26 protein-coding genes and 1 tRNA gene are annotated in these 26,323 nt (G+C 61.1%); 13 read left to right on the top strand and 14 right to left on the bottom strand.

Annotated elements, in window-relative coordinates; translation table 11 throughout:
- Positions 1 to 12 precede the first annotated feature (12 nt).
- Complete coding sequence (locus NLK60_RS13565; protein ID WP_254808306.1) at positions 13 to 1,737, top strand: hypothetical protein; 1,725 nt, start codon at positions 13 to 15, stop codon at positions 1,735 to 1,737.
- 97 nt (positions 1,738 to 1,834) lie between these two features.
- Here the strand turns inward: NLK60_RS13565 and NLK60_RS13560 are convergent, their stop codons facing one another.
- The 3 genes from NLK60_RS13560 to NLK60_RS13550 form a co-directional block, all read right to left on the bottom strand.
- Positions 1,835 to 2,659 carry an MBL fold metallo-hydrolase gene (locus tag NLK60_RS13560; RefSeq protein WP_254808305.1) on the bottom strand — a complete coding sequence of 275 codons (825 nt, stop codon included), beginning with the start codon at positions 2,657 to 2,659 and terminating at the stop codon, positions 1,835 to 1,837.
- A 107-nt stretch (positions 2,660 to 2,766) separates the two neighbouring features.
- The gene (locus NLK60_RS13555) at positions 2,767 to 3,147 is read right to left on the bottom strand and encodes a DUF2237 family protein (RefSeq protein WP_254808304.1); all 381 of its coding nucleotides are present in this window, start codon (positions 3,145 to 3,147) and stop codon (positions 2,767 to 2,769) included.
- A 69-nt stretch (positions 3,148 to 3,216) separates the two neighbouring features.
- Positions 3,217 to 4,719 carry an ATP-binding protein gene (locus NLK60_RS13550; protein ID WP_254808303.1) on the bottom strand — a complete coding sequence of 501 codons (1,503 nt, stop codon included), beginning with the start codon at positions 4,717 to 4,719 and terminating at the stop codon, positions 3,217 to 3,219.
- Between the two features lie 313 nt (positions 4,720 to 5,032).
- Here NLK60_RS13550 and mptA point away from each other — a divergent pair, with 313 nt between their 5' ends.
- Both mptA and NLK60_RS13540 read left to right on the top strand, forming a co-directional pair.
- Positions 5,033 to 5,968 (top strand): GTP cyclohydrolase MptA, encoded by a 936-nt coding sequence (gene mptA, locus NLK60_RS13545; protein ID WP_254808302.1) that lies wholly within the window; start codon positions 5,033 to 5,035, stop codon positions 5,966 to 5,968.
- 265 nt (positions 5,969 to 6,233) lie between these two features.
- On the top strand, positions 6,234 to 7,895 hold the full coding sequence (locus NLK60_RS13540; RefSeq protein WP_254808301.1) for a hypothetical protein: 1,662 nt from the start codon (positions 6,234 to 6,236) through the stop codon (positions 7,893 to 7,895).
- Between the two features lie 26 nt (positions 7,896 to 7,921).
- On the opposite strand, the gene NLK60_RS13535 is transcribed toward NLK60_RS13540, so the two are convergent.
- From NLK60_RS13535 to NLK60_RS13525, 3 genes are all read right to left on the bottom strand, one after another.
- Positions 7,922 to 8,719, bottom strand: a complete 798-nt coding sequence (locus tag NLK60_RS13535; protein WP_254808300.1) for an ABC transporter ATP-binding protein — start codon at positions 8,717 to 8,719, stop codon at positions 7,922 to 7,924.
- A 111-nt stretch (positions 8,720 to 8,830) separates the two neighbouring features.
- Positions 8,831 to 9,634, bottom strand: a complete 804-nt coding sequence (locus NLK60_RS13530; RefSeq protein ID WP_254808299.1) for a TrmB family transcriptional regulator — start codon at positions 9,632 to 9,634, stop codon at positions 8,831 to 8,833.
- An 80-nt stretch (positions 9,635 to 9,714) separates the two neighbouring features.
- Positions 9,715 to 11,421, bottom strand: a complete 1,707-nt coding sequence (locus NLK60_RS13525; protein ID WP_254808298.1) for a DUF255 domain-containing protein — start codon at positions 11,419 to 11,421, stop codon at positions 9,715 to 9,717.
- Between the two features lie 100 nt (positions 11,422 to 11,521).
- Here NLK60_RS13525 and NLK60_RS13520 point away from each other — a divergent pair, with 100 nt between their 5' ends.
- From NLK60_RS13520 to NLK60_RS13505, 4 genes are all read left to right on the top strand, one after another.
- Positions 11,522 to 12,103, top strand: a complete 582-nt coding sequence (locus NLK60_RS13520; RefSeq protein ID WP_254808297.1) for an FxsA family protein — start codon at positions 11,522 to 11,524, stop codon at positions 12,101 to 12,103.
- An 83-nt stretch (positions 12,104 to 12,186) separates the two neighbouring features.
- Positions 12,187 to 12,260: transfer RNA gene (locus NLK60_RS13515), tRNA-Ile, on the top strand.
- A gap of 244 nt (positions 12,261 to 12,504) precedes the next feature.
- The gene (locus NLK60_RS13510; protein ID WP_254808296.1) at positions 12,505 to 13,857 is read left to right on the top strand and encodes a restriction endonuclease; all 1,353 of its coding nucleotides are present in this window, start codon (positions 12,505 to 12,507) and stop codon (positions 13,855 to 13,857) included.
- A gap of 150 nt (positions 13,858 to 14,007) precedes the next feature.
- The gene (locus NLK60_RS13505; protein WP_254808295.1) at positions 14,008 to 14,259 is read left to right on the top strand and encodes a hypothetical protein; all 252 of its coding nucleotides are present in this window, start codon (positions 14,008 to 14,010) and stop codon (positions 14,257 to 14,259) included.
- Between the two features lie 13 nt (positions 14,260 to 14,272).
- On the opposite strand, the gene NLK60_RS13500 is transcribed toward NLK60_RS13505, so the two are convergent.
- Positions 14,273 to 14,533, bottom strand: coding sequence for a DUF7472 family protein (locus tag NLK60_RS13500; protein ID WP_254808294.1), 261 nt, complete (start codon positions 14,531 to 14,533; stop codon positions 14,273 to 14,275).
- A gap of 92 nt (positions 14,534 to 14,625) precedes the next feature.
- Here NLK60_RS13500 and NLK60_RS13495 point away from each other — a divergent pair, with 92 nt between their 5' ends.
- From NLK60_RS13495 to NLK60_RS13475, 5 genes are all read left to right on the top strand, one after another.
- Positions 14,626 to 14,787: a preprotein translocase subunit Sec61beta gene (locus NLK60_RS13495; protein ID WP_254808293.1), complete on the top strand. Its 162-nt coding sequence runs from the start codon at positions 14,626 to 14,628 to the stop codon at positions 14,785 to 14,787.
- 248 nt (positions 14,788 to 15,035) lie between these two features.
- Positions 15,036 to 15,614, top strand: coding sequence for a pyridoxal 5'-phosphate synthase glutaminase subunit PdxT (gene pdxT, locus NLK60_RS13490; RefSeq protein WP_254808292.1), 579 nt, complete (start codon positions 15,036 to 15,038; stop codon positions 15,612 to 15,614).
- A gap of 161 nt (positions 15,615 to 15,775) precedes the next feature.
- Positions 15,776 to 16,243, top strand: coding sequence for a bifunctional nuclease family protein (locus NLK60_RS13485; protein WP_254808291.1), 468 nt, complete (start codon positions 15,776 to 15,778; stop codon positions 16,241 to 16,243).
- Positions 16,243 to 16,527, top strand: coding sequence for a phosphoribosyl-ATP diphosphatase (gene hisE, locus NLK60_RS13480; RefSeq protein ID WP_254808290.1), 285 nt, complete (start codon positions 16,243 to 16,245; stop codon positions 16,525 to 16,527). Before NLK60_RS13485 ends, hisE begins: the two co-directional genes overlap by 1 nt.
- Before the next feature lie 319 nt (positions 16,528 to 16,846).
- Positions 16,847 to 18,880, top strand: coding sequence for an N-acetylmuramoyl-L-alanine amidase (locus NLK60_RS13475; protein WP_254808289.1), 2,034 nt, complete (start codon positions 16,847 to 16,849; stop codon positions 18,878 to 18,880).
- A 189-nt stretch (positions 18,881 to 19,069) separates the two neighbouring features.
- Here NLK60_RS13475 and NLK60_RS13470 read toward each other — a convergent pair whose 3' ends face one another.
- The 5 genes from NLK60_RS13470 to NLK60_RS13450 form a co-directional block, all read right to left on the bottom strand.
- The gene (locus NLK60_RS13470; RefSeq protein WP_254808288.1) at positions 19,070 to 19,501 is read right to left on the bottom strand and encodes a hypothetical protein; all 432 of its coding nucleotides are present in this window, start codon (positions 19,499 to 19,501) and stop codon (positions 19,070 to 19,072) included.
- Between the two features lie 146 nt (positions 19,502 to 19,647).
- Positions 19,648 to 20,229, bottom strand: a complete 582-nt coding sequence (locus NLK60_RS13465; RefSeq protein WP_254808287.1) for a helix-turn-helix transcriptional regulator — start codon at positions 20,227 to 20,229, stop codon at positions 19,648 to 19,650.
- Between the two features lie 126 nt (positions 20,230 to 20,355).
- On the bottom strand, positions 20,356 to 20,712 hold the full coding sequence (locus NLK60_RS13460; protein WP_254808286.1) for an SHOCT domain-containing protein: 357 nt from the start codon (positions 20,710 to 20,712) through the stop codon (positions 20,356 to 20,358).
- 355 nt (positions 20,713 to 21,067) lie between these two features.
- Positions 21,068 to 23,326 carry a heavy metal translocating P-type ATPase gene (locus NLK60_RS13455; RefSeq protein WP_254808285.1) on the bottom strand — a complete coding sequence of 753 codons (2,259 nt, stop codon included), beginning with the start codon at positions 23,324 to 23,326 and terminating at the stop codon, positions 21,068 to 21,070.
- Between the two features lie 209 nt (positions 23,327 to 23,535).
- On the bottom strand, positions 23,536 to 23,907 hold the full coding sequence (locus tag NLK60_RS13450; RefSeq protein ID WP_254808284.1) for a DUF5518 domain-containing protein: 372 nt from the start codon (positions 23,905 to 23,907) through the stop codon (positions 23,536 to 23,538).
- Positions 23,908 to 23,986: 79 nt separating this feature from the next.
- Between NLK60_RS13450 and NLK60_RS13445 the strand changes: the two genes are divergently transcribed.
- Positions 23,987 to 24,955 (top strand): NOG1 family protein, encoded by a 969-nt coding sequence (locus tag NLK60_RS13445; protein WP_254808283.1) that lies wholly within the window; start codon positions 23,987 to 23,989, stop codon positions 24,953 to 24,955.
- A 72-nt stretch (positions 24,956 to 25,027) separates the two neighbouring features.
- On the opposite strand, the gene arlG is transcribed toward NLK60_RS13445, so the two are convergent.
- Together arlG and NLK60_RS13435 are read right to left on the bottom strand one after the other, a co-directional pair.
- Complete coding sequence (gene arlG / locus NLK60_RS13440; RefSeq protein ID WP_254808282.1) at positions 25,028 to 25,792, bottom strand: archaellum stator protein ArlG; 765 nt, start codon at positions 25,790 to 25,792, stop codon at positions 25,028 to 25,030.
- 242 nt (positions 25,793 to 26,034) lie between these two features.
- Positions 26,035 to 26,316 carry a 4a-hydroxytetrahydrobiopterin dehydratase gene (locus NLK60_RS13435; protein ID WP_254808281.1) on the bottom strand — a complete coding sequence of 94 codons (282 nt, stop codon included), beginning with the start codon at positions 26,314 to 26,316 and terminating at the stop codon, positions 26,035 to 26,037.
- Between the last annotated feature and the right edge of the window lie 7 nt (positions 26,317 to 26,323).

Genomic DNA, 26,323 nt, shown 5'->3' with positions numbered 1-26,323 from the left:
AATGTAACAGCAATGGATAGTGTCACGACATCCGACACGGATTCGTCCGGTTCGAGGTCAAACCTGGGACGGTTCCTCGGTATCCGTCTGCTTGCACTCGCAACGATCCTCGGCGGTGTCTATCTCACTCGCCCGCTGTGGCACGACCTGATTTACTCGATGGTGTACTCGCCAGGTGGGCTCGTCTTTCTCGGCGGGTCAGCGCTCGCTGCACTCGTCCTCGCTTTCTTTCCGCCCTCTCGACTCGAACGCGAAAACGGTAGCGACAGACGATTTTCGGTGTTGTTCGACGACGAAGAACTCGAGACGCTCGTCATGGGTGGTGGGACTGCCAGACGAAAACTCCGCATCTTCGCCGTCGTCATCGGCGTTCTGTTCTTGCTCGCGTTGCTGGTGAGTGTTCCCGCGGGCGCACTCGAGCAACGGACGCTCGCACAGCAGACGATGGCCGACGCGACCGAACTCGAGGAGTTTCCACAGGCAAACGCCGACAATCCGCGCGTCGTCCCTCGCCAGGTTTCTGACGTGACGACTCGTGGCTCCGTCTCGTATAGACAGCACCGACTCGGGACCAGCGACATTGCCAGGATGGAAGACGGCTCGCTCGGGTGGTCGTACGCGATCGAACCCGACGGCCCACGGAACAAACTGCTCGAGAATCAGCGGGGCGTGCTGATCGCCGACATGACCTCGATGGACGACAGAGAGACCGTCGTCTACGAGGAGGATTTCGAATACGGCGAGGGGATGTACCTCCACCGTTCGGCTGACTGGAACCTCAAAAAGACGGACTACTTCTCGAGATACGACGACGACGCCGTCGAGTTCAGTTACGACGGGGAGCCGTACATGTACTACGCGAAAACGAGCCACGAGTGGCACCTGGCCCCGTTCCCACACACCACGCCCACGTGGGACGGTGGGGCACTCGTCCACCCCGACGGGACTATCGAACACCTCTCACCGGAGGAAGCACGAGATCACGAGGTGCTCGAGGGGCAGCGACTGTATCCGTTGACGCTAACACACGCCGAGATGGATTCGCTCGGCTACCGTGAGGGAATTGTCAATCAGATGCCAGTCATCGGCGCTCACGAAGGCGAGGTCGAAATGGCGAATCTCCCGGAGGGTGCCGACAACGAACAGCCGTTCGTCATCGACCTCGAGGGCGAGCGCATGAGTTACGTGACGGCTATGGAGCCCTTCGGCGCGGACACCCGGGGACTGGACGAGGTCTGGTTCGCGGACGCCGAAACCGGCGAGTACGCCTACTACGGGAGCGGCGCGCAGACCCTGACCGGTCCCGAGCGAGCGATGGGTATCGCTCGCTCGGCCGACTCGCGAACCAACTGGGGACAGAACTTCGTCGTCACGGAACCCGTTCCAGTGACCATCGACGGCAGTCTCTGGTGGCACATCAAGGTCTCGCCGACCGACTTCACCGACGTCACCCGAAACGTCTTCGTGAACGCCGAAACCGGGACCGCCGTCGAAATCCGCGAGGACGCCGCAATCCGCGAGTTTATCCGCGGGGACGTAACCGAAGACGACCTCGACGTCATCGACGACGGTGACGTCGAACCCGCACCCGACGACTCGAACGTCGCCTACTACATCATCGTCACGGACGAAAACGGCGACGAAGTGGACCGAATTGCGGTCGAACGGGGCCAGGAAGTCACTATCGTCGACCCCGAGGACGACCGCGTGGCGACAGCGAACGAGAGCGATTCGTAACTCCGTCGAGGAACTCGAGAGGACGCTACCGGCCCGACCGACGGGTCAGGAATCACGATGAGACAGCAACTTTTCCAGGTTGAGACGTGACGTAGCCTTACAGTTCGTACACTTCGCCATCCACCGCCAGCGGTTCTTCGAAGGCCTCTGAAGCGGGGTAGAAGTGTGCCATATGGACCAGCCGCGTCCGGTCGGCCTCGAGTTCGGCCGCCAGCGCGAGCGCACCCTCTCGAGTCATGTGTTTGGTGCCGAAAGTCCGGGGAACGCCGTCGGGACCCGCATCGCGACCCCCGATCGGGTGGTGCTCACACAGGTGTGCCGGGACAATGGCTTCGGCAAGCAAGAGGTCGGGGTTGGCGAGGGCGGCCCGCGATGTTTCGGGAATCGCGTAGCTGGTATCGCCCGTAATCGAGAGTTTGACCCCCGTTTCGGGGTCCTCGATGACGAGGCCATAACAGACCAACGGCGGGTGGACCACCGGCACCAGCGTCACCTCGAGGCCGCAGGTCGAAAACGGCTCGAGGGGCGTCTGTGGACGAACGGTCACGGCGTCGAGATAGTGGTAGTCCGCCTCGACTGTCTCGGCGACGCTCTGGCCGGTCTGTGGGTCGGTTTCGTCGGCGGCAAACACGTCGAGGTCACGGAGCAGTCGGAAGACGTTGCCGAGGCCGTCCAGATGGTCGAAGTGAACGTGGGTGATGATCGCCGCATCGGGGAGCGGTACTTCGTCACGGAGGAACTGATAGCGAAAGTCGGGACTGGCGTCGACCAACAGCGACTCCCCCGTCCGCTCGTTTTCGACGTGGACGGAAAATCGCGTTCGCTCGAGCTCGCGCGCTCGAGCCAGTTCGCAGGTCTCACAGTCACAGCCAACCGTCGGCGTGCCCGTCGTATCGCCGGTTCCGAGCAGGGTTACCCGCACCAGTCGCTCACCTCAGAGGGAAACGCCGGCTTCGGATGAGACTGACGACCACGGCGCATCGTCCCCAGATAGGGGCCTGGGGGTCAAGGATGTTACTCGTCACAGCTTCAGCGCGATCCATCGTACTCGTGTTCGCGCAACAGGTCCGGTTCGACGTCACGCAACACCGCTTCGTGGGTCGCCTCGAGGATAATCGGGGGAGCCACGTCGGCCTCGACGGCTTCGAGCCACCGGCCGAGACAGAGACACCACCGGTCGCCGGGATCGAGCCCCGGGAACTCGAACTCGGGTCGTGGCGTGATCAGGTCGTTTCCCTGCGCGAGACTGAAATCGAGAAACGCGTCCGTGACGACCGCACAGATCTCGTGGCGGCCGTGGTCGCCTTCGACGCGGCGACAACAGCCATCGCGAAAAAAGCCGGTTTCCGGGTCACTCGAGCACGGCTCGAGCGGGTCGCCGAAGACGTTTCGATCATCCGATGTGGTCATACCTGACGGTGGGGCGACGAAGGGAAAAGGGTGGCTGTCGACGATCTGCACCGAGATGAAACGCTCTGGTTAGTGGTCGTGTCCGTGGTCGTGGTCGTGGTCGTGTCCGCCGTCGCTGGCGGCTCCCAAATCGCCACCAGCGACGAGGGCGTCGTGGTCGCCGTCGATCATATCCATGTTCTTCAGGTTGTCCCGCTCTTCGAAGTCTGCAACGGCATCGAGTAAGTCCGCCTGGGTGAGCGTCGTCCGGTTTTCGGTCAGAGCCTCGAGGACGGCCTCCCGGAGGACCATCCGGAGGTCGCTCCCCGTGAGTCCCGAGGTTGCTTCGGCGATGACCCTCGGTTCGAACTCGTCGATGTCCATCGCGTGCGTGATGACCCGGAGGATGTCTTCACGCATGCCGGCGTCGGGTTTGGGGAAGTTGACGATTTCGTCGAAGCGACGCCAGGCGGCCGCATCCAGCTGATCGGGGTGATTGGTCGCCCCGATCAGGAGGACGTCGTCTTGAATCAGCGAGATGTTGTCGATGCTCTTGAGCAACGTGTTGACCGCGCGTTTGAGCGCCGCGTGTTCGTCACTGCGCCGGGTTTTGGCGACGGAGTCGAACTCGTCGATAAAGAGGATACACGGCGAGAGCCGTTTGGCGACCTCGAAGGTCTTGTCGACGTTTTTCGCCGTCTCGCCCAGATACTGGCTCGTGATCATCGAGAGTTTGACCTCGACGAACGGCATGTCCATGTCCTGAGCCAGCGCTCGAGCGACCGACGTCTTGCCGGTGCCCGGCGGGCCGACGAACAGGAGCTTTCCGATCTCTCGCAGCCCGATCTGTGCCAGGTAGTCGCGGTGTTCGATCGCTTTGGCGATCTTCTCGATTTCAGCCTCCTGGTCGGGCGTCAAGACGAGTTCGTCGAGCGTCATCTCGATCTCTTCGGGTGCACGCACTTCCACGAGATCGAGCATTTCCTCGTCGTCCTCGCCGTCGAAGTACTCCTCGAGCAAGCCGTCGATCCAGACCCGGTCGGCCTGTATCGGCCGGTTTTGCTCGCGAGCCGTCTCGTAATCGACGCCCTCGGGAGCGTCCTCGTGGTCCTCGAAGTGCGCCGCGAGCGTCGGATTGGCGAGCAACCGCTCGGCGTCCGTTCGCTCGAGGTACCATCGCTCGGCCAGTTTTCGTTCGGTTAGCGAGATGGCTCCCGAGAAATCGTCTCGTTCGGTGAACATGAGATCGCTGACGGCGTTCCACGGCCGGTCGACGCCGGTCGCCGCTCGAGCCGTCGTGTTCGTCGCCGTGAGCGGCCGGGAGATGCCACCGCCGTACTGGAGACGACCGCGCGGGGGGCTGGTGGCGGTGCCGGATGCGCTATTCGTTCCGGTACCTGTGTTCGATTCCGTCCCCGGATCGGTTCCTGAATCACTCGACCCATCGCCATCGTCCTCGGATCCACCGGAACCCCCACTCCAGTACACCCGGCGGATCGCTGGCGGCAGGTCGTTCTCGTCGAGCGTTCGGTCGTCGGAGTATACGCTCGTCGTGAGCAGAAACTCCACGACCTCGAGCGCCGGATTACTCATTCGTCGCACCTACTCACCACACGCTCTTAACCCCGTCGTCACGGCGTCGGCGCTCGTCTACGCACCGTTGCGGAACGAGGCTCCGAAATTCGTCTACTCGGGATTGGTTCGACGAAGCCAACGGCTCGTTCGTACGATCTCCGCCAAAATGCCCTTCATAGCTCTACCTTGTGACGAGAGGAACTTAAATGAGTGACAAGCACCACACGCGACATCACCCAGTGACATCAGAGAGGGTCAACAGAACGCACACTCGAGCGAGCGTTCTTCCCCTTCCGAAAGGCCTAATCACGTTCTGGCCCGAGTGACGGCAATGAGTCACCAGCTTCCGGACGTCCAGGCGACCGCGCCCGACGTCACCGTCGGCCTGAGTCAGGTCGGCGTCACCGGCGTCGAAAAACTCGTCAAGATCGCTCGAGCGGACAAGCGACCGCTCGTGTTCACGGCCGAATTCGAGGTGTTCGTCGACCTGCCATCCTGGCGAAAAGGCGCCGACATGAGCCGGAATATGGAGGTCATCGACGAAATCCTCGAGGAGGCCACCCGCGAGGAAGCCTACCGGGTCGAGGACGTCTGTGGACAGGCCGCAGAACGCCTGCTCGAGAAACACGACTACACCACCAGCGCCGAAGTCTCGATGGAAGCGGAGTTCATGCGCCGCGAGCAGACCCCGGCCAGCGACCGAGAAACCCAGCATACGGTCGACATCATCGCGTCGGCGACGGCGACCGAGGACGGCACTCGCGAGGAAATCGGCGCGCACGTCGTCGGCATGACCGTCTGCCCGTGTTCCCAGGGAATGTCGGAATCCCGAGCCCGCGATAAGCTCGAAGCCCTCGAGATTCCCCGCGAAAAGATCGACGAGTTCCTCGAGGAGGTTCCACAGCCGGGGCACTCCCAGCGCGGACACGCCACGCTCACCATCGAATCGTCGGGTGCGCCGGACGTCGACCTCAACGACGTCATCGACGTCGCTCGAGACGCGATGAGCGCCCACATCTACAACCTCGCCAAACGGCCCGACGAGGACCACATGACCTTCGAGGCCCACAGCGACGCCAAATTCGTCGAAGACTGCGTTCGGGCGATGGCCGACGGCGTCCTCGAGACGTTCCCCGACCTGCCGGACGATGCCGTGATTCGCATGGTCCAGTCCAACGACGAGTCCATCCACCAGCACAACGCCCACGCCGAGCGCGTCGTCGACATGGAAACGTTGCGCGAGGAAGTTACAGCCGAGTTCGAGTGAACTCACGACAATCACCGCCACGCGCACATCGATGCTGCCGACAGGCGACGAGAAAGGTGACAGTGAACCGAATGTTTTAGGCCGATTGCTCTCTCAGCCATCGGTATGTGTTTGCCCACTATCGCCAGACAGCACGGGCGTCGCGAACCGTCTCGAGCGCGACATCGCCTCGAGAGAGATGCATGATCGCTCGAAGGGAACGGATGCCCGCTCGAGGGGTACGGGTGACTGCCCAAGAGGGACGAGTACGCACTGAGGAACGATCATGACCTCGCCGGCGCTCACCATTGGGACGACCGAGTATCGGCGAAAGTTCCGCATCGTCGTCGGAAACCGGACGAAACTGCTGTTGATGCTGGCCGTCGCGGTGTTTGCGCTCGGGCCGATGCTCGTGTTTGGTTCGTTGCTCCTCCCCGCCGTGGGCGAGGCAGTCGCCGCCGGGAACGTGGTCGCCTTCGAGACGATTACGGCCACGGACGTCGCAACTGGTGGAACCGCCCTGCTGTGGTTCGGCCTGTTCGCGCTGGCGACAGTCCGTACCGTGAGCAGCGTCGGAGACCTCGATGAACCCGCGTGCGTGCTCGTCTCGAGCCCGCTTTCAGCCGTCGTCGTCGGTCTCGTGTTCGGTGAGATGCTGGCGTTTCTCACCTGGCTCGTCCCGATCACGCTCGTCCTTTCGGGGGCCTTCGCCTACGGTGCTGGAACGCTCTGGCCCGTCGTCGTCGCCCTCCCCTTCGTCGTCGTCCTCTTCTGTTCCGCTTTCCCCGCAGGATTCGTCGTCGGCATCGGTATTCGACACCTCCTGACGGTCTACGAACCGGTCGCTCGCTTCCGGACGCCACTGCTAGTACTCGTCGGCGTCGCCTACTTCGGAACGATCGCCTTCGGTCAGTTCGACCGAGTCATGACGTTCCTGTTCGATCTCTTCAGCGGGAGCCCACTCGGATGGCCCGGGCATCTACTGCTGTTCGGCGTGCCGAACGTCTCCCCCTCGGTCGTTCTGGCAGGGGGTTCGCTGGCCCTGACTGGCGTGCTCGCCGTGGTCGCCATCCGCGCCGGTACCTGGCTCACCTCGTTTCACTGGTTCGCGGATCCGTATCGCAAACCGACCGATACGGTACCCGCGAGTGAGCCGACCTCGAGTCGCCTCTCGGCTGTGCTCGGTATGGGACTCGGTCGTCCGGTCACGACCGTCGCCCTCACGGCAATCAGACGGGCGAAACGCGCGCCGATTCGACTGCTGTACGTCGCCTACCCGCTGTTCATGGCGGCGTTTTTCGTCGACGAGATTGCCCGCACCGGAACGTTACCTGCCTCGCTGGCCGTCCTCTGTTGTCTGTACGTCGTCTGGGGTGCTGGCGCACTGTTCACGCTCAATCCACTGGGCGATCTCGGCCCCGCCCTACCGACGGTTCTCACCTCGACGGTTACCGGCCGACAGGCGGTCACCGGCCACATCGTCGCCGGAACGGTCGTGAGCGTGCCAATCGCCATCGTCGTCAGCCTCGCCGTCGGTCTCCTCAGTCCGCTCTCGCTCGAGCAGACCGCCGTTCTGCTAGTCGGGACCGTGATCGGAACGATCGCCTCCCCCGCGCTGGCGACCGGCGTCGGCACCGTCTTCCCCCGGTTCGGGAGCGTCAAACTTACCAGCAAACGCGAAGCCGTCATGCCGAGTAAAACTGCCTTCGTCGTCTACACGCTCTGTATACTCATCCCGGCCGGCGCAGCCGCAGTGTTGTACGCCGACGCGGCCGAACCGATGGCAGCCACCGCCACCGCAGTCCTCTCGCTCTCGCCCGTCGGCTCGATCACCGTCGCCGCCTCGAGGATTTCGCTCGCCGCGTGGATTGCACTTCCGGCCGGCCTCCTCGCCCCGCTGGCGTCCGCCGGCTACGCCGTCGAACGGTTCGACACGTACGTGCAGTGAGCACGCGACACGGGCGCCAGCGAACGTTACTCCCTACTGGAGCGCGCGACGCCCTCGAACTCGCCGCTCTCTGGTACCCCGCCATTCTGGGTGATTTCGAGGAATGCGTCCTCGAGGCTGCGGCTCTCGCCGGTCTCCGCGCGTGATTTGAGCGCGTCGGGTTCGCCTTCAGCAACCAGCCTCCCCTCGTGAAGTACGCCGATGGTGTCGGCCAGTTCGTCGACGACCGAGAGGATGTGCGTCGAGAGGAAGATGGTCATCTCCTGGTCGGCCAGATCCGCAATCGTCTCCCGCATGGTCCGTGCCGCGCGCGGGTCGAGGCCGCTGGTGGGCTCGTCGAGGAACGCGACCGCCGGTTCGTGTAACACCGCCTGGATAACGCCGACTTTCTGGCGCATCCCTTTCGAGTAGGCGTCGATGCGCTTGTCGGCGTCTTCGAGGAGATCGAAGCGCTCGAGTAACCGTTCGATTCGCTCGCCTGCTGCCTCGCTCTCGAGGTCGCGCAAGCCGGCGACGTACTCGAGCTGTTCGCGGCCGGTGAGTTCGTCGTAGATTGGCGGCTCCTCGGGCAAGTAACCGATGTGAGGAGTCACCGCCGAACGATCAGATATGTCTTCGCCGGCAACGCGAGCGCTCCCCGACGTCGGGCGAGTGAGCGTCGTGAGCATCCGCATCGTCGTCGTCTTCCCAGCGCCGTTTGGACCGAGAAAGCCGTACACCGTTCCCGATGGAATCTCGAGATGGAGGTCGTCGACGGCGGTTTCGTCGCCATAGCGCTTGGTGAGCCCGTCAGTCTCGATGGCGAGGGCTGTCGATGAGGACATTGCTCGCTGGTCGGTCGGCTGGCCCTAAAATATTTGCCTTATTACACGTCCTCGAGCGTGTCGTCTGCTGTCGAAGTCGCCCTCGATCGACGATTCTCGGTACGAAAGGGGTCAAAACTCGAGCGGCGTCGCTTCCTCCCACCGCGGCAGGAACTCCTCGTGGACGTCGGCGGCGAACTCGGGGTCTTTGAGGTCGATCATTCCGAACGCCTCCCCGGAGCCGAGCGGGTTCGGCACCTGAATCACGACCTCGACGTCGTCGATGATGTTGAAGGAGCCGCTGACGTCCTCGTTGGTTCGCACCGAAAAGTCTTCTCGCTCTTGTAAAGCCTCCTGATAGCGTTTGCCGACGGCTGGCGACAGCGAGTTGACCAGGCTACGGCTCATCAACACGTCGACGGAGACGCCGCGGTCGAGGGCCGCCTCGAGATTCGCCAGCACCTCGTCACCGACCGTCCGAATATCGATCTGTGGCGAGGGGTCCGCGGCAACCATCACGATATCCCGATCGGCCGCCGCGAGGCGCTCGAGCAACAGGTCGATGGTTTCATCGGGGCCGACCGCTGCCGTCCAGAACTGCTCTTCGACCGGCTCGGCCGCGTCGAGTTCGTTCGCGAGGTCGTCGACGATCGACTCGTACTGTTCGGCCTTCTCGGCCAGCTCCTGTTTTTTGTCGTCGAGCAGCCGGTCGAGTGCCGTCGCCGGTTCGACAGCAACGTACTTTTTCGGCCGGCTCGCCGTCTGACTTCGGACGAGATTGTACTGTTCGATACTGTTGAGGACGTCGTAAATCCGCCCCATCGGAACGTCACTCGCACGAGACAACTCTTTCGCGGTTGTCGGACCCGTATTTAACAGTGCCCGATAGGCTCGAGCTTCGTACTCTGACAGCCCGAGATCCCTGAGTGTAGCCATATCTTGAAGAAAGTCACCACAGAAAGATAAACGCTTGGGTAGTTTGACCAGTCGGAGAGTTCTCGAAAAGAGCCGAAACCTCACTCGAGCAGGGTCGAAACGCGCTCACTCAACTCCTGCGGGGTTGTCGCCGGAGTGGTCGTGCGCTCACCACGTACCGCGACGGCCTCGCCGGCCGGCACGTCCCCAGCGTCGGGAACGATCACCTTCTCGTGGTCGGCAACTCGGCAGGCAGCTCGATGGAGATCCGACCCGGCTTCGTCACCGACACGGACGACGAGCGTCCCCTCGAGGAGGCGCGTCGCGACGCTGGCATATCGGGCGACTGGTATCGAAAATCGGTCGCTCGCCCCGGCGAAATCCTCGAGGACATCGCGAGCAATCCGTTCGTAGCGACCCTCACCGGTAATCGCCGCCAGGTCGATCAGTGCGTCCGCGAGTTCTACGTTTCCGTCGAGAGGTCGAAGCGGGCGCTCGAGGAGTCCCGGCCCGGTTCGCGGCCCGTCGACGAACGAATCGCCCACGCGCAGGGTGTCGACCGTCGCCTCGGCGACCGAAACGGCGTCCTCGACCGTCTCGGCCCCCAGCACGCTTCGGGCACTCGTCAGCGCCTGCAAGATCCGGGCCTGATCGGACAGCAGGCCACGTTCGGCTCGACCGCTCGTTTCCTCCGTCGGCGTCTCCACCCCCCTCTCGAGCGTGCAAAAGTGCGTCGTCACGCCGTCCTCGAGCAGGCGGTCACGGAGGGTCGACAGCGCTCGTTCGGCGAATCGAGCCGCACGTTCGTCGTCGGTGTATGCGTGATAGGTGCACAGCGCGTCGATAGCGAGCGCGTTTGCCCCGGCGAATACCGTGGTGTCGACCGCCGGCTCCGGGGCCTCCTCCCGCTCGCTCGCCTCGAGGGAATAGGCCGCTGGCTCACCGGGTGCCTGGCTGCCGGCGAAGGCTCCGCTGTACCCCCCAGTCGGTTCGTCTTCGTCGGCGGCGTCGCCGTCGGTCGTCCACAGCGTCGTCGTCAGATACTCGAGCGTTCGCGCTGCCGGCTGGCGATAGCCGTCCTCGCCCGTATAAAGGTACGCGTTGGCGAAGGCGCGGAGTAACGCCGCGTTCGAGTCCAGCAGTTTCTCTCGCTCGAGGCCGGACCAGTCCCGACCCGTCGCAAACCGGTGGAAGCCGCCCGCATACTCGTCGAACAGGTTGGCCGCGACCGCGTCGAACGAGCGCAACGCCATCGTCCGGTCTCGCTTGAGCGCAAACTCGAGGGCGTCTGGATGTGGGAACTTCGGCTCCTCACCCCAGCCCCCGGCGCGTTCGTCGTACCGGTCGGTAAGCTGACCGAGCATCTGGCGTTCGATATCCGGAGAAAGGTCGCCAGCTGGGGGGTCCTCACCCTGCAGCGGCCGGGGAACCCTCCCTGCGTCGGCCCCTTTCGAATCCCACATCGTACGCAGTTGCTCGAGTACCTGTCGGAAGCCATCGGGGCCGAGATACCCTGCCCCCGTCAACACCGAGCCATCGGGTGCCAGAAACACCGTCGAGGGAAAGCCACCCATGTTGTACCGGTCGCGCACCCGCGGCTGTCGGTCGACGTCGACCCGGACGGGCACGAAGCCGTCGTTGACGTTCGCCGCGAGCGTCGGCACCGCGTACGTTTCCCGGTCCATCTCGTGACAGTGATCACACCAGGTGGCCGTCAACGAGAGCAACAGGGGCACGTTCCGTTCGGCCGCCTCCTCGAACGCTTCCTCGCCCCACTCGCGCCACTCGACACGCGTGACGTCGTCCATACTCGAGTGTCGGCACACCCGTGTGTAAGCGCTTCGTTCGGGGCTCGAGACTGCCGCCGAGAGTAAAGGGTTTTGACCCTCGACAAGCTATCTCGGGGTAATGCTCCGGTGGATCCTCGCGCTGTTGGTTATCCCGTTCCTCGACGCGGTGTTACTCGCCGTCGTGGTCACCCAGTACGATCCGTTGAGCTGGGTCGGGATGATCGCGCTGGTCGTCCTCACTGGTCTGGTCGGCATGCTACTCGTTCGTGCGGAAGGTCGGCGGACCTTACGCAAGACACAGCGCTCGCTGGCAGCCGGCACTCCGCCAACGAACCAGCTGCTCGACGGCGCGCTGTTGATCGCCGCCGGCGCGTTCCTGTTGACTCCCGGTCTCGTCACCGACCTCATCGGGTTCCTGCTCGTCGTCCCACCGACCCGAATCCCGATTCGTATGGCCCTCAAACGGTTCGTGGTCGTTCCCTACCTCGACCGCAAAACCGACGGCTTCGCCAGTGGTGTCGTCTGGACCGCAGGCTTTCCCGACGAACAGGAACACCGTGCCAGCTGGTCCGGCGCGAACGGTGGCTACGGACCGACTCGAGCGCGAAGCGATGAGTCCGCTGGGGACGGCACCTCGAGCGATGGCACGGTCGACCTCGGCGAAGACGACTATACGGTCAACACGGACGACACCCGTTGACCCCTCCGCTCGGTAGCGGTTCGCACGGGTCCTCGAGAAAGAAACGTTTAAACGTCCCTCCGCGCAACCTCATGTTGCGTAGCGGGCCAATAGCTCAATCAGGTTGAGCGCCACTCTGATAAGGTGGAGGCTCTCGGTTCAAATCCGAGTTGGCCCATGCTTTTGCGGCGAGCAATTCTGTGAGCCGTAAATATGGAATCCAACTCGGATTTGAACCCTGGAAGTCACAGCCCGCACAGTGAAGCGAGCAGGAATGGCTTCTTTCGGTTCAAATCCGGGTTGACCCGCTTCTCGAGGAAAGTGTTTCGTACGCTCTTGGCTACAGGGGTGATGATACGCCCGCCTCGAGCCTCTGGTCACAACACCTTTGAACACCCAGCGAGACGAACATGTAGACGAGAATGGCAGTGTTGGACGAGTTGTCGGGGTTCGAGTTCGAGGACGTCATGGAGGACGTGTTCCGGAATCTCGGCTACGAAAACGTTCGCCAGGCCGTCAAGACGGCCGACGAGGGACGGGACGTGACGATGGAGGAGGTCGTCGATGGAACCCGTCGTGCCATCGTCGTCGAGTGTAAACACACCGGGACGGTCGGCCGGCCGGTCGTCCAGAAACTGCATTCGGCGATTGCGACCTACCAGTACGACGGCCCGAAGCGAGGAATGGTCGTTACGACGGGACGATTCACCGGCCCGGCAACCGAGTACGCGAACCGCCTCGAGCGCAACGACGACCCGTACCCGATCGAGTTGATCGACGGGCGTGACCTCCGGGAGATCGCTGACGCAGTCGGGCTCGACCTGTACAATGGCCGCATCGAAATCCTCTGTGAGGAAACGCTGCGGCCGGTCGATCCGACCGGTGACGTGGACACACCGATTCGAGAGGCGATACGCGACGTCGGGAACATCGACTCGAGCGACCTGCCAGCGACCCACGTCGAGGCGACGTTCGAGCCGGCGGTCGCGGTGGAGGCGGGAGTGGATGCCGTCTTCGAAACCTCCGTAGGCGTGATTCATCGCATCGACGAGACGAACCGGTTCGTCGTGCACGCGAGTCGCGAGCAGCCGCGCGAGTTCGAGCCAGCGGTCCGGGATCTCATCAGTGCCAACATCGACCGGACGGTTCAACTCGAGTCGGAGTCCTTCGAAACGACGTTCGATAGCGTCACGATCAAACGGTTCGGACAGACGGAGACAGGCTACAAAGAGTGGGCCGTCGAGCGGTTGCGTCGCCAGCACACGACGACGGTGACCTACACCGGGGATAACAACGTCACCTACAACAAAACCTGCGAACCGAAGGGGTCGGATATCGTCGTCCAGTCGGTCAGTGCGGTGTACGTTCCCGAACTGCAGCATTCGATCCGTCTCGGCGAATACGGGTACACCTACGAGAGTTACGTCGCTGGCCCCTCACGTGTGACCGTCGACGACGGCATCCACCGCTGTGTCCACTGTGCCGAAGAAGGTGGCCCGTTCACCTACTGCGATAACTGTGGGAGTATCAACTGTGGGGACCACAGCAAGACCGAACGCCTCGAGGGAGAACCGGTGTGTACCGGCTGTGCAGTCACCGAACGGTTCGCGTTCAAGCGGAAGTATTTTTACGACGAATCGAATCTGGAAGCGTTCCGGGAGCAGTATTCGAAGCTGCCGATTCACCGGAAAGCGATGGAGAACAAACCGCTCGTGGCTGCTATGAGCGCGTTAGTGTTGCTCCTTGGACTGGTACTGATGGGCGGGTTCCTCTGAGTGAAAATAGTAAACCCTGCAGAAATGTGAGACTTTATCCAGCTATTGTCACGAATTATACCACCATAATACACACATTAGAGAGGAAATGTGTATAAAGAGTTTGTTGAGAATATACTTACGTGCAGAGAAGGTATCCGATCGCAAACAATGAGTAAAGCTGAACGTTCCCCAGTAGCACTTTCCGCCGATTCTGCTTCGACCGTGTGGCACACCGTCCAGCCCTTCCTCGAGGAGTCGTCCCGTCCGAAATACGAAGTGAAAGACGGTGCCGAGATTTCACAGACGACGCTCGAGGACGACCTCGTCGTCGTTCGTCGCACCTCGGCACTTGATGGGCGACAACGCGAGTACACGCTGCCAAAACCCGTTCTCAGATCGATGCTCGACGTCCTCGAGTAACAGTGAAACGTTCTCAGGCCGTGTTTTCGACGTCGCTGTTGCCCTCGCTCGAAGGCTCTTCGTCCTCGCCGGCAGTGACGTATGCCAGCACGAAGCCGACGGCCAGCATGAGGAAGACGAAGCCGATGATTGCACCGACGAGTACCTCTCCGCCGTCGGCAGTGAGTGTGTCGTTGGTCGTGTAATTCTCGCCGATCAGCATCATCGCCCCGATCATCAAGAGGACGACTGGGACGGCAACGGCGATTTCGATGAGCCGCTCGCGCTCGAGCATTATGCCGTCGCTTTCGTGGCCCCAATAAAAAGCGCTTCGAAGGGGGCTCGCCCAGTCGAAAGGTTTAGTTTCGATGGCTTACAACGAGGGGTATGGACAGAGGACAGAACACTGGCGGCTTGATGTCCAGTGCCGGGCTCGTCCGGTACTTCGACTCCGAGGACTCCAACGCCATCCGTATCGACCCCAAAACCGTGATCGCTTTCGGCGTCCTGCTGGGCGTCCTCGTACAGCTACTGACGTTCGTCTCGTAGACCGCACTCCGTTTTATCGACGGCGTCCGAGGAGCCTCGAGTGTCTCCTACCGTTTTTATCGGTCCGTTTTCCCATGCCGTTTCGAATCCGTCTACATGTTCGAGCCCCTGGATCGAGAGCACCGACCCTCATCTGGTCGAGACCGTCCCACATCCCGGAATCACTCGAGACAGGAGGTGAGAGCGGTTCGGAGGGGGTGTGGTGCTGTGACGCGTGACTTTTCTACTCGCCGGCCCCTACTCCGGGTATGTCACTGGTTGCGGGCGTCATCGGCGTCCAGGGAAACGTCAGCGAACACGCGGCGGCCATCGAGCGCGCCTGCGATCGCGACGGCCGTACCGTCGAGGTGCGCGAGATTCGAACGGCCGGCATCGCCCCCGAGTGTGATCTGCTTGCGATGCCCGGCGGCGAATCGACCACCATCTCGAGACTGATCGAACGCGAGGGCATCGCCGAGGAGATCGTCGCCCACGTCGAGGCTGGCAAGCCGTTGCTGGCGACCTGTGCCGGACTGATCGTCGCGGCGAACGACGCTCACGACGACCGAGTGTCGACGCTCAACGTACTCGACGTCACCGTCGAGCGCAACGCCTTCGGGCGACAGAAAGACAGTTTCGAAGCCCCCCTCGACGTGGCCGGTCTCGAGGAGCCGTTCCCGGCCGTGTTCATTCGGGCCCCCGTGATCGACCACGTCGGCGACGTCGAGGTACTGGCGACCTGGGACGGCCGTCCCGTCGCCGTTCGAGACGGTCCGGTCGTCGCGACATCGTTTCATCCGGAGTTGACCCAGGACGACCGGATACACCGCCTCGCGTTTTTCGAGTAGGCACTGAAGCGGTCACTCGAGTGTATTGGCTTTCTCGCCGAAGGCCTCGAGTGTGAGGTAAGCGAGACGATCCCTACAGGGGACAGGTCTCCAGTAACGTCCAGACCTGGTTCGGCTCACAGGCGACCAGACTTTTCCCCTGTCCCGTCGTTACGAGAGATATGCAGGCAGCAATCGACGCGGTCCGAATCGCGGGCACGCCACAGGGACCGGTGCCGGTGGTCGTTCTGTCGGTCGACGGCGAACAAGACGTGGTGCCGATCTTTATCGGCATCGAGGAGGCAACCAGCATCGCACGGGGCCTCGAGGCCGAAGATATCGGCCGGCCGTTGACCCACGACCTGCTGTTGGACGTGATGGAGGAACTGGGTGGCCGGGTCGACAGAGTAGTCGTCAGCGACATCGACGCACGCGAGGACGGGATGGGCGGCACGTACATCGCCGACTTACACGTCCAGACACCTCGTGAAACGGTGGTCATCGACGCCAGACCGAGCGATTCGCTAGCGCTGGCCGCCCGGACGAACGTCCCAATCGAGATTACTGAGTCGGTGTTCGAGTCGGGTCGAGACGACAGGGAGAAGTTCGAGGCGTTAGAAGACCTGCGTGAAGTCGCTGGTGAACCCTGATGGATGACACACTCGAGGACCTGTTTGCAGTGATCGAAGACCGCAAGGAGACGCTCCCGGATGGCTCGTACACAGCGTCGCTTTTCGCCCACGAAAAGGGTGAAAACGCCGTCCTGGAAAAACTGGGCGAAGAAACCACCGAACTCGTACTGGCCGCCAAAGACGACGACCACGACGAAATCGCCTACGAAGCAGCCGATATCGTCTATCATCTGCTCGTCTTGCTCTCGATGAAAGACATGACCCTCGAGGACCTCTCAGAAGAACTCGACGCGAGAAAGTAGGCCGGAACCGCGACGTAGCCTGTTTTGAGCGGTTGTTGGACTCGAGTACACAAGTGGATTTGATGATGCTATCCACCGCATTGGCACACTAGTAAAAGCGTTTTAGTTTGATTTTTTGAGTGTAACAATACATGATCAATACCATGTAGAATCCCGACGTATTTCGTAGCCAATCGATAAACAATCTCGGGAACCCGGTATTCCACAGCTAGAGAAGGCGTGCAAATATCAATTCCGGTTTAAAATACTACGTGTTTTAAATATTGATTCTTTAGAACCAATCCTAAAATTTAATAGTTTCTGTAAGAACAGGGTGTGTATGGAAATACCACGGCGAAAACTGTTACAGTCTGCTGGTGCCTCACTGGGTGCCGGTGTGGGACTCGGCACAGCAACGACCACAGCGTCGGCGGCCTCGGATCCTACCGATCGGTGGCTACCGGCTCACTCGAGTAACTACTCGGCCTCGAATCGGACGAAAAGCGACATCAACTGGATCGTTATCCACTACACGGTCGGGTCGTATGCAGGGGCGATCAACTGGTTCCGTAACTCGAGTGCGAACGTTTCGGCTCACTACGTCATCCGAAACTCGGATGGCCACACGACGAAGATGGTCGACGAGTCGGACGTCGCCTGGCACGCCTCGGGGTTTAACTCGAATTCGATCGGGATCGAACACGAGTGGGTTGAAGGGCAAAACGGCTTCTCCGACGCGCTCTACAGCCGGTCGGCCCAGCTAATCGAGTTCCTCGCCGAGAAATACGACATCCCGAAAAACTACTACACCAGCCACACGGCCCCCTGTGACGCCGACGGCGGCATTATCGGGCACATGCACGCGCCGACCAACAGCTGGTGTTCGAGTTCGAACTCGACGTCCTGTCCCGGTCCGTACGACCCCGACCGACTCATGGCCCACCTCGAGGGCGACGGCGGGGACGACCCCGAGGGCCCGTTCGAACTCGAGCAACCCGTCCGCACCACTTCGACCCTCGACGTCTACGAGGCACCGCGAACGGACAGTTCGGTCGTCGCCACCGTCGATGCCAACAGCGCCGCCAGAGTCATAAACGGCCCGGAGGCTGGCGATAAGTATCGATGGTGGGGACTGCACTTCGTCTCCGAAGGGATCTGGGCCTGGGCGGGCGAACCCTGGCTCGAGGGCTGTCCCGGCTTCTGTCACGGTACCGTCGTCACGCCGACGTCGACGACCAACGTTCGCTCGGGCCCGAGCACCTGGTACAACGTGCGTACGAGCGTCGAAACCGACGCCGTCGGCACGGTAACCCAGGGGCCACAGACGAACGACCACGACGACTACACCTGGTGGCACGTCGAGTGGAACGACGGCTCGGAAGGCTGGTCAGCCGAAGGTTTACTCGAGGTGTCGACGACCGGCGAATCCGGCGAACGCGAGACGGACACCGAGGCACGGTTCGAACCCGGCGAACGCGTCTACACGACCGACGTCGTAACCGCTCGAAGCGAACCCACCGTCGGCGACAACGTCATCCACACCCAGCCCGCCGACGTGTACGGACAGGTGTCGGATGGCCCCGTCGACGCCGACGGCTTCCGCTGGTGGCGCGTCGAGTACAACAACGACGTCGATGGCTGGTCTCCCGACCGGTATCTCGCCTCCGGTGGCGATTACGAACCGCCGTTTTCCATCGGAGACGAACTCCGCGCAACCACGACGCTCAATGTCCGGGCCGACGGCTCCCTCGAGGCAGACATCGTCGGAACCGTCGACGAAACCACGACAGGGACCGTCACGAACGGTATCGTCACCCGCGACGGCTACATCTGGTGGGAAATCGAGTGGGAAACTGGCCTGCGCGGCTGGTCGGTCGAACGGTATCTCGAGGCGGCGAGCGACCGACGTGCACCCTTGCCGTTCGACGTCGAAACCGACCTGACCGAACCGGTCGAGGTTACGGGAGCCGAACTCAATGCCGCAATCGAAGCCGAGCGACCGGACAGTCCCCTGATCGGGCTCGGAAACACGTTCGTCGCTGTCCAGAACGAGTACGGTATCAACGCCATCTACCAGCTCGCACACGCGATTCACGAGTCGGCATGGGGAACGAGTGACATCGCCCAGGACCACAACAACCTCTTCGGCTACGGTGCCGAAGACGACTGCCCGTACGAGTGTGCCGAACGCTACGACTCCTTCGAGGACTGTGTCTGGGCAGTCATGGACGACGTCTACGAACTGTATCTCACCCCCGGTAACTGGCGATACAACGGCCCGACGCTCGAGGGCATGAACGTCTACTACGCGACCGACCCGGAGTGGGACCGCAAGATCGCCGACCACTACCGGACGGTCGCGAGCAACCTGTAGGTAGGCTCGAGTCTCTCGGATCAGTCGACACCCCTCGAGCAAGCGCCTCGACCGGTCAACAGTATCATTGCGGTCACCGTCGACTGCGATTGCCACCGGTGTTCGGTGGAGACAATAAAACTCAGTCTATAGCGCAAAAAAGATCTGGGGTGTTGAGGAGTGTGAAGACTGATTGCAGAGGATATGACGTCAGCAGTGACCGGCTTCACCGCCGTTCTCTCCGTGGTTGTGCCCCGCCATGTGCTCGCTGTGGTTGTGCCCCGCCATGTGTTCGCCGTGGTTGTGCTCCGTCATGTGTTCGCCGTGGTTGTGCCCCGCCATGTGCTCGCCGTGGTTGTGCTCCGTCATGTGTTCGCCGTGGTTGTGCCCCGCCATGTGCTCGCTGTGGTTGTGCCCCGCCATGTGTTCGCCGTGGTTGTGCTCCGTCATGTGTTCGCCGTGGTTGTGCTCCGTCATGTGTTCGCCGTGGTTGTGCCCCGCCATGTGCTCTGCAATTTCGCCACTGCTACTCGCTGCTGTCTCGAGGGGAGTGTTCGTTTCGGCACTGACGAGCCCTACCGCCACGATGAGGGCTACAACGACTGTGAGTGCCACGACCAGGTGAACGAGTTTGGATGTCATTTGCTTTCGCCTCAAAAAGGACTACGGCAGATGCGAGGTTATCGGTGTGGGTGTGAACTCATCTCAGAGACTGTCCGAGAACGTTTTTACACGGCACAGAACGTTTCTTTCACGCGATATCGTTTCTCGCTCGAGAATTTGCCACGTTACTCTTGGGGAAAGAACTCACGCTTATTCTGTTTGAGTTCATCAGATGGATACACTCGATACGTCCGTCCCTGTGGTTCCCGGTACAGTAACCCTCGTTTTTCGAGATCCGTCACTGTCTGACTGACCTTACTTTTCGAGAAATCGGATCGGTCTCTGAGTTCAATTTGTGTCAGTCCCGGCGAAGAGAGTACTGGCTGCAGTATACGTCGCTCATCATCCGGAAGAAAGTCGAGGATTGGGCGCTCCGTTTTGGCAGTCTGTGTCGCTTCCAGCGCGTCGTCTTCGACCGACGTTTTTGCGCCCGAACCGTCGGACGCACCTACCTGAGCGTTTGGAGAAACGATCCGTTCACGAACCCCCAGATACAGTCCGGCAATGACGCCAGCAGCCACAATCGTTCCGATCAAATACCACACTGGATGCGTACCGTGCATTGCAGTTACGGATGTCCCCATGTGGCCATCCATATCACTGAGAGCAACCCATCGCTGGTACGCCTGCCACGTCGCAAACCCGCCGATAAGGAGAATCAAGCCGACTACAAAGGCGGCTGCGCCATCAGCGTGTTTTTGTTTCACGATTCTACGCTGATCTTATGCGGGAGGCTTTCTACCTCTTCCGGTCTCTGATAACAGCGGTCCGTGGAAGTCTTCTGATACTCGAGCGATACCGTCCCCACTCGTGTGTCACAGTCGTTCCACGAATCACTTCTCTCGTTCCAACCGCTCCCGGCGTTGCTCGAATTCTTCATCGGATATGTCGCCTCGAGCGTATGCCGCTCGAAGTTCTTCGATTGCTGGGTCCGTCCGTCGTGATTGGGATCCACCAAGGACGCTGTAGAGCAGGTATCCACCCCCAAGAATCACGAGTAACGGAACGATCGACATGATGAACCCCATCCACGTGGATCCGGTCCCAGCCCACATCCCGCCGTTCCACATGTGTCCCCAACCCCACAGTCCCATCATGGGGACCATGAGTGCCATCAGAAGAATCGGCAACAAAAGAATTGCCGCGATCACGATCAGAAGCGTTCGTACCAATGAATCATCGGTTGCCATATCTACGAGTACACCGACATCAGGGTTTAAAGTGTGGGTGTGAACTCGTGTGGGAAATTGTCCTATAGCGTTTCTACTGCGCTCTAAACGTTTTTCACCGGTGTATTCGTTCCCGAGGATTCGAGAAGGGATTGAACGACGTCGTTTGTGATTGGTAGACCTATCGAGACACTCGAGTGGAGACGGTGTCGCTCGAGTGTCGCAGGACTTTCACCGATCGTTACGCAACAACAATCTCGTTCATTGGGCGACCATTGGCAGGCATCTCCTGCCGTCAAGTCGTTCTCATCTATGTGTGCTGTCAGGCAGGCATAGTTACTCGTGTTTCTTCCACGAGACAACTGTGACAGATGGACTATGCGCTGATGTCCGCTCGTCGCAAGAACTGTGCGTTGATCGCGACGATAACGGTACTTGCTGACATCAGTACTGCACCCACCGCCGGTGACAGCAGGATGCCAATCGGTGCGAGAACACCCGCAGCAAGGGGCAACGCAAACACGTTGTATCCGGCTGCCCAGACGAGGTTCTCCTGCATCTTTCGGTAGCTCTTCCGACTCAATCTGACAAGGTGAGCGACATCCCGCGGATCGTTCTCCACGAGAACGACAGCAGCGGACTCGACGGCGACGTCAGTTCCGGATCCAATAGCAATGCCGACGTCAGAGCGTGTCAATGCCGGGGCGTCGTTGACACCGTCACCTACCATCGAGACGAGTTTGCCCTGTTCCTGTAGTTCGATAATTTTCTCGTCCTTGTCCTCGGGCAACACTTCCGCAAAGTACGTGTCGATTCCCAACTCTTCGGACACCGCGCTGGCGACGTCCTCGGAATCACCCGTCAGCATCGCCACTTCCACGTCCATCTCGTGAAGTGCGTCAATCGCCTCGAAGCTCTCTTCACGGATTACGTCCGCAAGCGCAACGGCGCCGACAGCGGCCCCATCTCGAAGCAGATAGACGACGCCCTGACCGCGTTCTCCAGCTTCATCGGCAAACGCTTCGAGTGTCGCATCCGGTTCGATCTCGAGGTGACGAAGGAGGTTCGGTCCACCGACGTACACGGTTTCACCATCACGAACAGTTGTCTGGTCGACACCTGCGGTAGCTACCGGTTCGACTTCGACAGTGGCGCGAACGCCTCGGCCTTCGAGCGCTTCGAAGTCTCGTGCGTCGGGGACGGACAGAGCTCGTGCACGGGCCTCCTCACGGATCGCTTCAGCGATCATGTGTTCGGAGTCGCTTTCGACAGCAGCCATCAACGCCAGGGTTTCGTCCTCGTCCCATCCGTCGACCGTCGTTACCTCGACCACACCCTGTTCGCCTTTCGTGAGTGTCCCAGTCTTGTCGAAGACGACGGTATCGAGGTTTCGAGCCTCCTCCATGGCAATCCGGTCCCGAATAAGCATCCCGTTCCGTGCTGCCATCGTCGTGTTGATGGCAACGACTAACGGCACAGCGAGTCCGAGGGCGTGCGGACAGGCGATTACGAGGACGGTGACGACTCGTTCGATAACGGGTAATCCGAAACCAACGGCGATGGTCCAAACGACACCAGTCACGACGGCGACCGAGATCGCGGCATAAAACAGCCAGCCTGCTGCCCGGTCGGCCAAAACCTGTGTTCGAGATCGGCTCTCCTGCGCTTCCTCGACGAGTCGCATGATTCCCGAGAGCGTCGTCTCCTCTCCTGTCGCAGTGACGCGAACACGGAGACTCCCGTCGCGGTTGGTCGTCCCACCGATGACCCCATCACCGGGTTCTTTTTTGATCGGGCGGGACTCCCCAGTGATCATCGCCTCGTTGACGTTAGCTTCCCCCTCTTCGACGATCCCGTCAGCAGGAACGTTCGCCCCTGGTCGCACGAGCACGAGATCGTCTTCCTCGAGCGTGTCTACGCGCACTTCTTCTATATCTCCGTCTTCGGTGATTCGCTCGGCAGTATCCGGCATCAACTCGGCAAGCTCATCGAGAGCGCCCGAGGCGCGCCGGACGCTTCGCATTTCGATCCAGTGACCGAGCAGAAAGATAACGATCAGTGTGACTAACTCCCAGAAGAGCGGTTCTCCGATGGTGAACACGATCGCAGCGATACTGTAGACGAACGCGACAGTAATCGCCAGCGAGATCAACAACATCATTCCTGGCTCGCGCCTTCGAACCTCGACGGCACCCATCTGCAGGAATGGAACACCTCCATAGACGAATACGACAGCCCCGAGAGCCGGCGCGACGAATTCGCTACCAGGGAACGATATCGCGGTATAGCCGAACCACTCCTGGAGCATCTCGCTATAGTACAGTACCGGTAGCGAGATGACGAGACAGGCGAAAAAACGGGTCTTGAACATCGCTTCGTGCCCCGAGTGATCGACGTGTGCCTCGTGCTCGTGGCCGGAATGATCTTCGTGCGTATGCCCTGGAGAATCCTGGTCAGGTTCCGTGCGCACCCGATGGTCGTCTTGAACCGGCGATGCTGATCGATCGCCCCGTTCGCCAGTTAATCCACAGACCCGACAGCACGGGCAATCACCGTCAGTCGGCTTCTCATGCCGTATCTTCTCATCGTGGGTATGGTACGAATCGCGTACGTCCCCTGGGTCGTCCTGTGACATGAATCGTGGCTCCGTTGCAGACGTTTCCGGGATTCATCAAGTTCTTCGGCGGAGAGGTGTCCGTGGGACCAGCCAGACCGTTTGGCACCGGCGGGTGTTTTTGTTCTTCAACGTACAGTATCTAAGTAGTACGCCATGTGCTCATTTGCCATGGTGTGAAAAATACGAGAGGCGTGCTGAACGTATCCTCCCTATTCACAGCTATGTTATCAATCGCTCAGTGCACCACCGAGTGCACCAGCCAGCGCGCTCTCGAGCGCCATCACGAAGGCGACGACCGTGGCAACGAGGAAGATACTCGCGCCGATGGCACTCGAGACCAGGCCACCACCGGGGCCGAACGCGAAGCCGGCGACGCCGACGGCGAGACCGAGAATGAGGGCACCGATGAGACCACCGAGTGCACCGGCCAGGAGGCCATGCCAGAAGCCGGAGCCGAGGCCGCCGCCAGCGAGGTAGCCAGCCACGAAGCCGCCGACCAGTCCGGCCGTCAGTTGGCCGAGGACAGGCGCTGAAACCCCGATCAGGCTCAACAAAACCATGAGGATGAAGCCGATACCGACTGCTCGCCAGTTAGTCATACCGGATATAGGCACTCGAGTCAAAAATACCCGTCGCGTAACGAACGACCTTTTATGACCGAGTCACCTATGGTCCTGTATGATTTTCGAAGACCTTCCGACCACGCCCACGTCGGAAGAGCTGATCGACAAGGCGTTTTCCCGGGCGTCCCGAGCGGGTCGGGCCCAGCGAGGGCTCGACGCCCAGCAGTCGATGCTCCAGACGGCAGCCAACATCATCTCGGACAACCTCGAGAACGTGGTCACCTCGTGGCCGGATTTCGAGTACGACGTCCACCCGTTTTATTACGAACTCGCCGACGCCATCGTCGACGTCGACCGCCTGCGACAGAGCCTCTCGGAAGTGATCTGGGCGAGTCGAAAGGCCCGCGAGATTCACGAGGAGTACCAGTCGAAACTCAGGAAGACCGACGTCGATACCGCCAGAAAGTACCGCAAACAGGCGTTCGCCCGACTCGCCGACATCGTCGAACAGATCGACGACGAACTGCTGTATATCAACAAATCGCGTAACGACCTGCGCGACCTGCCCGAAATCAACCCCGACGAACCGACCATCGTCGTCGCGGGCTACCCGAACGTCGGCAAATCCTCGTTCGTCAACAGCGTGACGAACGCGCGCGGCGAGACGGCCTCGTATCCGTTCACCACGAAAGGGATCGGTCTCGGTCACTTCACCAGCGACCACATCCGTCACCAGATCGTCGACACGCCCGGACTGCTCGACCGCCCGCCACAGGACCGAAACGAAATCGAATCACAGGCCGTCAGCGCCCTCGAGCACCTGGGCGACTGTCTCCTCATCCTCGTCGACGCGAGTGAGGCGTGTGGCTACCCCCTCGAGTCCCAACTCGAGTTGCGCGATGCCATCGCCGCCCAGTTCGACGACCTGCCGACGCTGACGGTGTGTAACAAAGCCGACCGATCACGCGACGTCGAAGCGGATTACTACATGAGCATCGAAACCGGCGAGGGCGTCGAGGAGGTCTTGCAAGCCGCCGTCGACCTGATCGACTTCCAGCCGGAGTTACCCTCTCGAGACCGGTAGCCAGGGCGTTTCCTCGATCTCGAGACAGTCGTACATCGGCCTCGAGACAGTTGTTCATTCGCCACAGGAGAGTTATTCCTCGTCTTCGGAAGCGTTGGTTACCTCGAGTAACAGGTCGTCGCGGTCCCAGCCCGCGTCCACGACGAGCGAGGCTTCCCCGTTCCCTTCGGGGACGACGACGGTCTCGTTCCGGCCGTTGTCGTCAGTAACCCCCGTATCTGACTCGAGGGTGAGTACCGAGGTGTCGTTCACTGCGTAGGCGACTGGCGTATCTTCCTGGGTCGGGTCGGTCCCCATCGTAACCGGCAGAGAGTCGACTTCGTCCGCGTCGATGACACACCGCTCGCCATCGCAGCTAACACCGTCGGCGTCCGGTTCCAGCCAGAACACGACCCGGTGGGTAAACTCGAGCGTGGCGCTGACGCCGTGGGCGGTTACCATCGCCCGGTGGGTACCCCGCTCGAGCGGTTCCTCGAGATCGGTCGTAACCTCGAGGACGCTGCCGGGCCGCCACTCGTCGCCGTCGACGACCGCGCTGCTGGCCGTGACGTACTTCCCGTCGAGCAACACGTCGAGGTCTCCCGGTTCGAGCGTGCGCGACCCGACGTTTTTGACGTAGAGCGTGACAGTCTCAGTGTCGGCGTCGTAGGTCGTCCCGGCTTCCGGATCGTTGATGATCGAAAGGTCCGTCTCGAGGGTCGCTTGCTCGCGTTCGCTCTCGCCTTCGAGCGCCTGACTGTAAAGGCCCGCCTGGGTGACGAGAAGGCCGACAGCGATGGCCGACACACTCACGACCGCGATGAACAGGACGAGATGGACGACAGAGTTTCGAGCCATGAGACGTTGTCGACACGGTGAACGAGCCGCGGTGCCGGGAAGCAGGTACCGTTCCAGTGCCAGTCACTGTCATACCGTGGCAATCGGTGAAGGCTACTGCACCGATCGCCTCTTGACAGTGGCCGTTCGCCGCTGTATGGTAGCCAGGTCGGTACCCCGATAACCCTACCGGCCGGGCATAGCGATACCCACCGGTCTACCGCCCTCGAAAACGAGCGGCCCCAGAGCCGAGGGAGTCGGTATCAGGCACTCTGTTCGGATTCGATGAGTGTTGCCATCTCGAGGTCGTTTTCGGTGATACCACCGGCGTCGTGAGTCGTCAACCGAATTTCGACGGTTTTGTACTCGATAGTAATCGTGGGGTGGTGGAACTGCGCTTCGGCGATTTCGCCCACCATCTGGGCGAAGTTGACGCCCCGGAGGTAGTCGTCGAACTCGTAGACACGAACGATTTCGTCCCCCTCTCGGTCCCAGGTTTCGGGTAATCGTGCTGCCACCTCCTCGTCGGAAAGTACATCTGACATACGCACA

It is taken from the genome of Natronosalvus amylolyticus (assembly GCF_024298845.1).
GTDB lineage: Archaea > Halobacteriota > Halobacteria > Halobacteriales > Natrialbaceae > Natronosalvus > Natronosalvus amylolyticus.
Note: the sequence above shows the minus strand (reverse complement) of the source record. Positions and strands in the feature narration are given on the sequence as shown.